The organism is Tepidiforma sp., assembly GCF_034432735.1.
In the GTDB taxonomy this organism is placed as follows: domain Bacteria; phylum Chloroflexota; class Dehalococcoidia; order Tepidiformales; family Tepidiformaceae; genus Tepidiforma.
Genome location: NZ_DAOUBJ010000133.1, coordinates 1 through 9,143 on the forward strand (window position 1 = coordinate 1; position 9,143 = coordinate 9,143).

The window sequence follows — 9,143 nt, forward strand, 5'->3', positions numbered from 1 at the left end:
CCGAGGGCATCGTTGAGGGCTGCGGTCGCAGGTTTGTCCAGCACGATGTCCCGGAGCGTGGCGTAGAGCCGTCGCCGAGCGACTTCTTCCTCCTCCTCACCGTCGAATTCGAAAATCTCGATGATCCGCTGGGTGAATGGGCGCCAGTCGTAGCCCTTCGCCTCGATCGTTCCTCGCACCGCCACGGTGTTGCCTTCCTCGATGTACTCCAGGTCCGCGTAGTTGCAGTCTTGGTAGTCGCGCAGGAATTCGCGGTGCCAGTCGGCGATGGATACCGCATCGCGGAGCGTTGGCCCTCTGAACGACTGGAAGATTGCATCGGGCTTGTGGCGAGCCTCGATCTCCGCGAACCGGTCGAAGTTGATGGCGGTAATGAGGGCGTTGACGGCAGGGATGTGGGACATCGGCGAGTTGCACCTGCGCGGAAGGTCGGCCGGATTGTACCCCGGTTCACGAGTTGGGTCACCGCAGCCCACCGTCGCAGGCCAGCCCCCTCGCCGCGCCGTTGCGCGAAAAATCCCCTACGCTCATCGTCGAACATCTTGTGCGAGCGGCAATGGCCGCGCTGGAGCTGCCATGGTGAGCACACCGATCCCTGACGACATCGCCCGCGACGTTCTTACGCAAACAGAGGCTGAGGGGCGTGGCAAAAGGGTTTCCAACGTCTCCTACGAACTGTCTCTCGACCTCCGTCCCGGCGCCCAGCGCTATCGGGGCCAGGTAACGGTCCGCTTCGACGATTCCGGCACGGGCGACCTTTTCCTCGATTTTCGCGGGGCGACCATCCGAACGCTGGAAGTCAACGGCCAGCGAATTGGATCACCGCGGTGGAACGGCTACCGACTCTGGCTTCCTAGCAGCACGCTCGGCAGCCGCAACGTCGTCAGCATCGAGTACGAAAACGACTATGACCACGAGGGCGACGGTTTTCACCAATTCTTCGACCCAGAAGACGGCCAGGAATACCTCTACACCAACTTCGAACCGTACGAGAGCCATCGCCTCTTTCCGCAGTTCGACCAGCCGGATATCAAGGCCACCTATCGCCTAACGGTAGTCGCGCCCGAAGGTTGGGAGCTCATCCACAATACTGCGCCGGAGTCCGTCACCCCCGCCGACGAAGGGCGCCGACGGTGGATCTTCCTGCCAACGAAGCGATTCTCCACGTACCTCTTCGCGCTCATCGCCGGACCCTACCACGTTGTACGCGATCGCCACGGAGAGGTCGACCTTGGTCTCTTCTGCCGGAAGTCGCTAGCGCGATACCTTGACGCCGCAGAAATCTTCGAAGTCTCGAAACAGGGGCTGGATTTCTACAGCGAATTCTTCGCCGTACCCTATCCGTTCGGGAAGTACGACCAGGTGTTCGTCCCCGAGTTCAACTCCGGCGCGATGGAAAACGTCGCCGCGGTGACTCACAACGAATACATGGTCTTTCGTGATCCCCCGACGATCAATCAGCGCCGCGCACGTGCCGAGGTCATCCTGCATGAAATGGCGCACATGTGGTTCGGCAACCTCGTCACGATGCGCTGGTGGAACGACCTCTGGCTCAACGAAAGCTTCGCTACGTACATGTCCTACCTCTGCATGGAGAGGGCGACGAATTTCGACAGCGGTTGGCTGGATTTCGCCTCGTCCATCAAAAACTGGGCCTATCGCCAAGACCAACTCGTTACCACCCATCCGATCGCGGGACAGGTCGAAGATACGGACCAAACCTTCCTCAACTTCGATGGCATCACCTACGGGAAGGGAGCGGCCGTGCTCAAGCAGCTCGTGGCAGCTGTCGGCCTCGAAGGATTTCGCGAGGGGATGCGCGAGTACTTCCGACGCCACGCCTACGGCAATGCCACGCTCGCCGATTTCCTCGTCGCCATCGAGCAGGGAGCCGGAGTCTCGCTCGGTGAGTGGGCGCACCTTTGGCTCGAAACCTCTTCGCTCAACACCATCGCCGCGCGCTGGGAGGCCGACGGAGACCGCATCGCCGGGCTCGCCCTCGAACAGACGGCCCCACCCGAACACCCTTACCTGCGGCCGCATCGCCTCGACGTCGGGCTTGCGCGAGAAGAAGAGACCGGGCTTCGCATCACGGTGTTGCCCGCTACCATCACCGGCGAGCGTGTCGAGATCACGGAAGCTGCCGGCCTTCCGCGTCCCGACTTCGTCTTCCCGAACTATGGGGACCATGGCTATTGCAAGGTCGCCATCGACGAGGCCTCGCTTCGCTACATCCTCGCGCACATCGACCGGGTCACCGACACCCTCCTCAGGCTTCAGCTCTGGTCCTCGCTGTGGAACATGGTTCGCGACCAGCAGCTCTCGTCGCTCCGGTATCTCGAGCTAGTCGGGGCGAAGGCGCCTGCCGAGCATCACCCGGAGCTCGTCGAAAGCGTGACGGCGAACGCCCTTGCGGCCCTTGGCCGCTACGTCCCCGAGCATCTCATCGAAGCGGAAGCCCACCGGTTTTTCGAGGCCGCTCGCCGAGCGCTCGAGTCTGCACCCCCCGGCGACCTCCAGAAGATCTGGGCGAAAGCACTCATCGGAGCGGCGGCCACCACGGATGACGTCGGAGAGCTAGGCAGGCTCGCCGATGGCGAAGTCGTGATTCCAGGCCTCGAGATCGACCAGGAGATGCGCTGGGCGATCGCCACAAAACACCGTGCCTACGGGCTCGACGGCTCTGCCGAGAGAATCGCGTCCGAAGCAGCTCGCGACCCATCGGACCGCGGTGTACGTGCCAGGCTCCGCGCCGAAGCATCGACACCGGACCCTGCGGTAAAGGCAAGGGCCTGGGACAAGTTCCTCGGCGAGGGGTATGGGTCGCTCCATCTCACGGCGGCCGCTATGTCTGGCTTCAACTGGCGTCATCAGCGGGCAATGCTCGCGCCGTACGTCGAAAAATTCTTCGATGTCGTCCCGCGCGTATTCGCTGAACGGGACAAGGAATTCGCGACCGAGTTTTTCCGAAATCTTGCTCCTTCGTATCGCGTCGAACCCGCCGTTGTCGAGCGAGCCAAGAGCCTTCTGGCGGGCAGCGATGGCACCGTGCTGCTCGTGCGTACCCTTCGCGAGTTCATCGACGACATGGAGCGCGCTTTGCGCTGCCGCGAGGCGGCCGAACGATTGCCCCGAAGTTCACGGCCGTGAGCCCACCTACAAGCCCGTAGGTTCGCCTCGCGATAGGCTGGTGTCGAACCCCGCGCAAAGAAGTTCGACCCCATGCCGGTAGTCACCACGTCGCCCCCCGCCTCTCCACTGCCGCGTCTGGCGGTCACGCGGCTATCCCGTTCTACCATCGAGTGGTACCGGTCGCGCGGTGTCGATTGGCTTCGCACGAACGCCACCGTGACTTGGGAGCAGCCATCTCAGGCCTTCCAGGTGTTCGGGCTCGGTACCGCTGCTCGCCTCGTTGGTCGGCGCAATGAAGGGCTTCGCGAGGCGCGCCGGACGCTCGAACGAACCATCGCCCGCTTCGATGTCGAGCCGAGTCCCGGCCCGACCCCACTCGTCTTCGCCGGCTCGGCGTTCGATCCCAGCGGACCAAAGACAGACACCGCCTGGGATGCATTCGGGGGGTGGCAAGTGATCGTCCCGGCGATCACATTGCTTCGCCGCGGTGATGAGTGGGCAGGCTGGGCCTGCGCAGGCGACTTCCCCATCGAAGAACACGCTGCACAGATTGCCAGCGGACCGGAGACATCCCCCGACGAGCTCGGTGCGTCGATCGCACGCGCGGTCGCGGAAATCCAAGCGGGCCATTATCAGAAAGTTGTCCTGGCGGCTTCGCGCATCGTCGAGACGGGGCCAATGACCCCAGCGGAGGTGCTCGCGCGTCTCGCCAGGGCCTTCCCTACCTGCACCATTTTCAGCATCCGCACCGGCGGGCTTACCTGGCTCGGCGCAAGCCCGGAGCCGCTCGCCGAATCCCGCGGAGGTTACGTCAGCCTCGTATCGTTGGCGGGCTCGCGGCGACGAGGAAGGGATTCCGCCGAAGACGCCCGCCTCGAACGGGAGCTGCTTGATAGCGAAAAGGAGCGATGGGAGCACCGCCTTGTCGTCGAGGCGATAACCGCTGAGGCACAGGGGCTGGTCGACGATCTCCGTGTGCCAGCCGAACCCACGATCATGAAGCTAGCGAACATTCAACATCTTTTTACCCCAATCGAGGGCCGCCTCGCGCCGGATCGCTCCCTCCTCGAACTGGTCGAGCGACTTCACCCAACGCCCGCGGTCGGTGGATGGCCGCGAGATGCTGCTTTGTCAGCTATTCGCCGTCTGGAAGGCATGGACCGCGGCTGGTATGCCGGTCCGGTCGGTTGGGTCGACGCTGCCGGCGACGGCCAGTTCGTCGTCGGGCTCCGTACAGCGCTCCTCGGTCGAGGCTTCGCTCGCTTGTACGCTGGCGCCGGAATCGTTAGCGATTCGGACCCCTCCGCCGAGCTCGACGAGATCGAAACGAAACTCGATGCCCTCCGAGGAGTGATCGCTCGGTGAGCATCGCCCGTGCCAATACGGTCGCAGCGCGCGGCATTGTCGCCGGGCTCGCGGCTAGCGGGGTTCGGCATGCTGTGGTCACGCCGGGCAGCCGCTCGACACCACTCGTCTTCGCCTTCGCGGACCAACAGGTTGTGCGGCCTTGGCTGGTGATCGACGAGCGCTCCGCGGGTTTTTTTGCGCTCGGGTTAGCCCGCGCAACGGGCACGCCAGTGGCCATCGCCTGCACTTCCGGAACCGCCGCCGCCAACCTCTTCCCAGCCGTGGCCGAAGCGAACCTGAGCCGTATCCTGTTGATCGCGCTGACGGCAGACCGGCCGCCTCGACTTCGCGACGTAGGAGCGCCGCAGACCATGGACCAAGTGCACCTTTTTGGTCGCCATGTCCGCTGGTCGATCGACCTCCCCGTGCCGACGTCCGAGTGCGAAGTCGACGCATACCAGGTTGCCGGAATGCGGGCGGTCCAGGCGGCGCTCGCTAACATTCCTGGTCCAGTCCAGCTGAACATCCCGTTCGACGAGCCGCTGGTAGAACCCCCGGACGAGCATCCTGCCGAGTGGGCGCCAAGCCCTGGAAAATTCCAACCGCCTGAATCCGAGCCGTGCGCCGAAGCGATCGACGAGGTCCTTGCGCTGGCTGCTCGGGCAGAGCGGCCGTTGATCGTCGCCGGCCCGGAAACCGGGGGCCTGCCGGCAGAGCCGATCGCGGCGCTGGCCGTACAGTGGGGTGCACCGGTGGTCGCCGATCCTCTGAGCGGCCTGCGCGCTGGCGTCCCACCCGATGGTGGCGGTCCGCTCCTGGATGCGGTCGATGCCTGGCTGCGCGATGTGCGCCCCGCGGAACCGGATTTTGTGCTGAGGTTTGGTTCCTCCCCTACGTCCAAGGCCCTGAATCAGTTCCTCGCCTCCCTCCGGGGCGTTCCGCAGGTTCTCGTCGACCTCCCAGGGGGCTATCGAGAGCCCAACGCCGTCCGGACCTTGGTCCTCCAGGGCAGTCCGGCGCGCGTTGCCAGGTCGCTCTGCGCCACTTCCACGGCCAGTGACGGCCGATGGCTCGGCCGATGGGTCGCGGCCGATCGAGCCGCTCGCGCCGCCCTGGACGAATTCTGTGCTGGGATGGAGGAGGGGTTCGAGGGACGCGTCTTCGCCGAGCTCGGACGGCACCTGCCCGCGGGAGCGACGCTCGTGGCCGGCAACAGCATGCCCGTCCGCGACCTCGACAACTTCCTGGGGATTCGGGTCGCCCCCTTGGATATCGTCGCCAATCGTGGAGTGAACGGAATCGATGGGGTGATGTCGAGTGCTGCCGGTGCTGCCGCTGCTGGGCGCCCGACGGTGGTCGTAGTAGGCGACGTCTCCTTCCTCCATGACCTCAATGCTCTTTGGGCTGCTCGCGAGTACAAACTTCCGCTGCTGGCCGTCGTCATCAACAACGATGGCGGGGGAATCTTCCACTATCTTCCGCAGGTCGCCCACACGGCCCGTTTCGAGCGGTGGTTCGCCACCCCACCGAGAATCGATTGCGTCAGAGCCGCCGGACTTTTCGACCTCGCCGGTACCCGCATCGCGACGTGGTCGGACTTTCGGGAATGTCTCCAGCGGTGGCTGGCAGCGCCGACGCCGTCCGTCATCGAGATTCGCACTGACCGGGCGGCCAACGTGGCCATGCACCGGCGCGCGTGGCGGGCGGCAGCCGAGGCCGCTCGCGAGGTGTTCGCTTCGTGACTCGTTTCGAAGTCCGCCCGGGATTCTCGCTCAACGTCGAGCTGTGGGGCTCCGGGCCGACGCTGGTCCTGCTCCACGGGTTCACCGGTTCGGCGGCATCGTGGGGGCGGTTCGGCGAACTGCTCGGGCGCTCGTTCCGCTGCGTCGCGATCGACATCGTCGGGCACGGTCGTTCGGACGCCCCGGCGGACGTGGCGGACTATCGCATGGAACAGGTTTCCGCCGACCTTGCGGCAGCCGCGCGCCACGCCGGGGTCGCGCAGGCGCCTTGGCTCGGCTATTCCATGGGCGGTCGGGCGGCCCTCGCCCTCGCATGTCTGGTTCCGGGTGTGGTTTCGGCGCTGGTGACGATTGGCGCCTCCCCTGGGCTCGAAACGGAAAACGAGCGCGCCGAGCGCCGCAGGGCGGACGAAGAGCTCGCCGACCGGATCGAGCGGCATGGTATCGAGGCCTTCGTCGACTACTGGGAGTCGCTACCGCTCTGGGCTTCGCAGCAGTCCCTCCCGTCCGATGTCCGGGCTGCGCAGCGACGCGTGCGACTCGCGAACCGACCGACCGGCCTCGCGAACAGCCTCCGTGGGATGGGCGCAGGGGCCCAGCCTTCTTTCTGGGAGCATCTGCCGTCGCTCGATCTCCCCTTCCTCGCGCTCGCTGGCGAGCTCGACCGAAAATATGTCGAAATCGCTCGACGAATGGTGCAACTCGCTCCACGCGGCACCGCATCGGCAATCCCTGGCGTAGGCCACGCCGCGCAGCTGGAAGCGCCTGGGGCCGTCGTCGATGCTGTGTCACGCTTCCTCACTGACGTCGCCGAACCCCAATTGGAGGCCCGACCGTGACCACCATCCAGTGGCAGACCGTCCAACCCTACGAGGATATCCTCTTCCAGAAGGCCGAGGGCATCGCCCGAATCAGCATCAATCGCCCCGAAGTTCACAACGCCTTCCGCCCCAAGACCACCTTCGAGCTCATCGACGCCTTCTCCCGTGCCCGCGAGGACCCGGAGGTGGGCGTCATCCTGTTCACAGGGGAAGGGGGCCGCGCGTTCTGCTCGGGGGGCGACCAGCGCGTTCGTGGCCACGGTGGCTACGTCGGGGAGGATAATGTGCCCCGCCTCAACGTCACCGACCTCCACAAGCTCATTCGCTCGATCCCCAAACCGGTGATTGCGCTCGTCGCCGGCTGGGCAATTGGCGGCGGGCATGTCCTCCATGTCATCTGCGACCTGACCATCGCCGCAGAAAACGCCCGCTTCGGTCAGACTGGCCCGAAGGTCGGCAGCTTCGACGGAGGCTTCGGCGCCATCCAGCTCGCGCGCAACGTGGGCCAAAAGAAGGCGCGCGAGATCTGGTACCTCTGCCGCCAGTACGACGCGCGCGAAGCGCTCGAGATGGGGCTTGTCAATGCGGTCGTCCCACTCGAGGAGCTCGAGGCAGAAGGAGTCCGCTGGGCAAAGCAAATCCTGAAGATGAGCCCCATCGCGATACGCATGTTGAAATCGGCGTTCAATGCCGAGCTCGATGGTATGGTCGGCATCACCGAGCTCGCGCACAATGCCAACATGCTCTTCTACATGACGGATGAGGCCAAAGAAGGGCGCAACGCCTTCCTCGAAAAGCGCGAGCCTGCCTACTCGGATTTTTCCCAGTTTCCCCGACGGCCGTGAGCCGAATCGACTCTGCCCGGTTGGTGCCTTATCGACTGACCCTCAAGGCTCACCATGGTGATGCCCGCGGAGGTTTCCAGGAACGTTCCGGGGTCCTACTTCTCGTCACTGACAGCGACGGTCGTTTGGGTCTGGGCGACTGTGCCCCCCTTCCGCCCTGGTCGCCGCCGCTCGAAGCGTGCTTACCGTGGCTGGAGCAAGAAGCTGCGCGTCTTCCCGGCCTCCATCCCTGCCACGCCTGGGAGGCCCTGCTCGTTGAAACGTTGACCGCGGCGGCGTGCCCGGGGCCCGTCAGGGCAGCCCTCGAAGCCGCCATTGGGTTCCTCTACAGCGGCCAGCTCGGCCTGCCGCTCTCCGCGCTCCTTGGCGGGACGTCCCCCCGTCCGGCCTGGCTCCGTGCCAATGCGGTCATCGACGCGGGCGAACCCGATGCCGCGCTCCAACAGGCCCGCCTGGCTGCCGCCGAGGGGTATACCGCATTCAAGCTCAAAGTCGGCATCGACCCCTCGCGCGATGCCAGCCTCGTGGGCCAATTGCGCGCGTCTCTCGGCGCCGATGCGACCATCCGCGTCGACGCCAACGGCGGCTGGTCGCCTGAAGAATTCCGCGCCATCGCGCCCGACCTCCGACGTGCTGGCATCGAGTTGGTCGAGCAGCCGCTGGCCCCTTTCGCCGCGGAGTCGACCTCCTTGCGACTGCTGCGCGAAGAGACCGGCCTTCGTATCGCGCTCGACGAGTCGCTCGCGGACGAGGCCACGGCACTCCGGCTCATCGACGATGGTGCCTGCGACGCCATAGTGCTCAAACCGGCTCTGCTTGGGCTGGCCGCATCTGCCCGGATCGCGCGAGCGGCTCGCTCCGCGGGACTCGACGTCGTGGTGACGGGCTCTTTCGAAAGCGGTGCTGGCTATGCCGCCGTGCTCGAGTTCGCCGCGGCTTTTGGCACCAGAGCAATCGCGCACGGTCTCGCCACCGCGCTCGCCGTCACCGATGACCCTGTCCGGGGTGTGCCTCAGCCCGAACGCGGAATGGTGAACCTTCCCGCGGCCGGAGTTCTCCCCCGCTTGGCTCGCGGAACGCCTGGGTCGTCGCCGTGAACCCCGCCCGCTCGCTTTCGTTCGACTGGCTGGCGCACCGGGCGGCGACGCTACCCCGCCAGCCCGCAGTCGAGTTCCACGGGTCCACGTGGACGTATGCTGACCTCGACCAGTGGGTGTCCGAGCTCGCGGCGGCGGCGCTCGGTGAAGGTGCCCGCC

General features: G+C 65.5%; 7 protein-coding genes. 6 read left to right on the forward strand and 1 reads right to left on the reverse strand.

What is annotated here, in order from left to right; translation table 11 throughout:
* On the reverse strand, window positions 1-404 hold a 404-nt coding region (locus VAE53_RS11830; RefSeq protein WP_322819573.1), incomplete at its 3' end, for a nuclear transport factor 2 family protein.
* Window positions 405-579: 175 nt separating this feature from the next.
* Between VAE53_RS11830 and pepN the strand changes: the two genes are divergently transcribed.
* The 6 genes from pepN to VAE53_RS11860 all read left to right on the forward strand — a co-directional run bounded on the left by pepN (window position 580) and on the right by VAE53_RS11860 (window position 8,984).
* Window positions 580-3,150, forward strand: a complete 2,571-nt coding sequence (gene pepN, locus VAE53_RS11835; RefSeq protein WP_322819574.1) for an aminopeptidase N — start codon at window positions 580-582, stop codon at window positions 3,148-3,150.
* 198 nt (window positions 3,151-3,348) lie between these two features.
* The gene (locus VAE53_RS11840; protein ID WP_322819575.1) at window positions 3,349-4,497 is read left to right on the forward strand and encodes an isochorismate synthase; all 1,149 of its coding nucleotides are present in this window, start codon (window positions 3,349-3,351) and stop codon (window positions 4,495-4,497) included.
* The gene (gene menD / locus VAE53_RS11845) at window positions 4,494-6,221 is read left to right on the forward strand and encodes a 2-succinyl-5-enolpyruvyl-6-hydroxy-3-cyclohexene-1-carboxylic-acid synthase (RefSeq protein WP_322819576.1); all 1,728 of its coding nucleotides are present in this window, start codon (window positions 4,494-4,496) and stop codon (window positions 6,219-6,221) included. The genes VAE53_RS11840 and menD overlap by 4 nt, the downstream gene beginning before the upstream one ends.
* Window positions 6,218-7,060, forward strand: a complete 843-nt coding sequence (gene menH / locus VAE53_RS11850; protein ID WP_322819577.1) for a 2-succinyl-6-hydroxy-2,4-cyclohexadiene-1-carboxylate synthase — start codon at window positions 6,218-6,220, stop codon at window positions 7,058-7,060. The genes menD and menH overlap by 4 nt, the downstream gene beginning before the upstream one ends.
* Window positions 7,061-7,065: 5 nt before the next feature.
* Window positions 7,066-7,887, forward strand: coding sequence for a 1,4-dihydroxy-2-naphthoyl-CoA synthase (menB, locus tag VAE53_RS11855; RefSeq protein ID WP_322819579.1), 822 nt, complete (start codon window positions 7,066-7,068; stop codon window positions 7,885-7,887).
* Entirely contained in the window at window positions 7,884-8,984 is a 1,101-nt protein-coding gene (locus VAE53_RS11860) for an enolase C-terminal domain-like protein (protein WP_322819578.1), read from the forward strand. The genes menB and VAE53_RS11860 overlap by 4 nt, the downstream gene beginning before the upstream one ends.
* The last annotated feature ends 159 nt before the right edge of the window (window positions 8,985-9,143 follow it).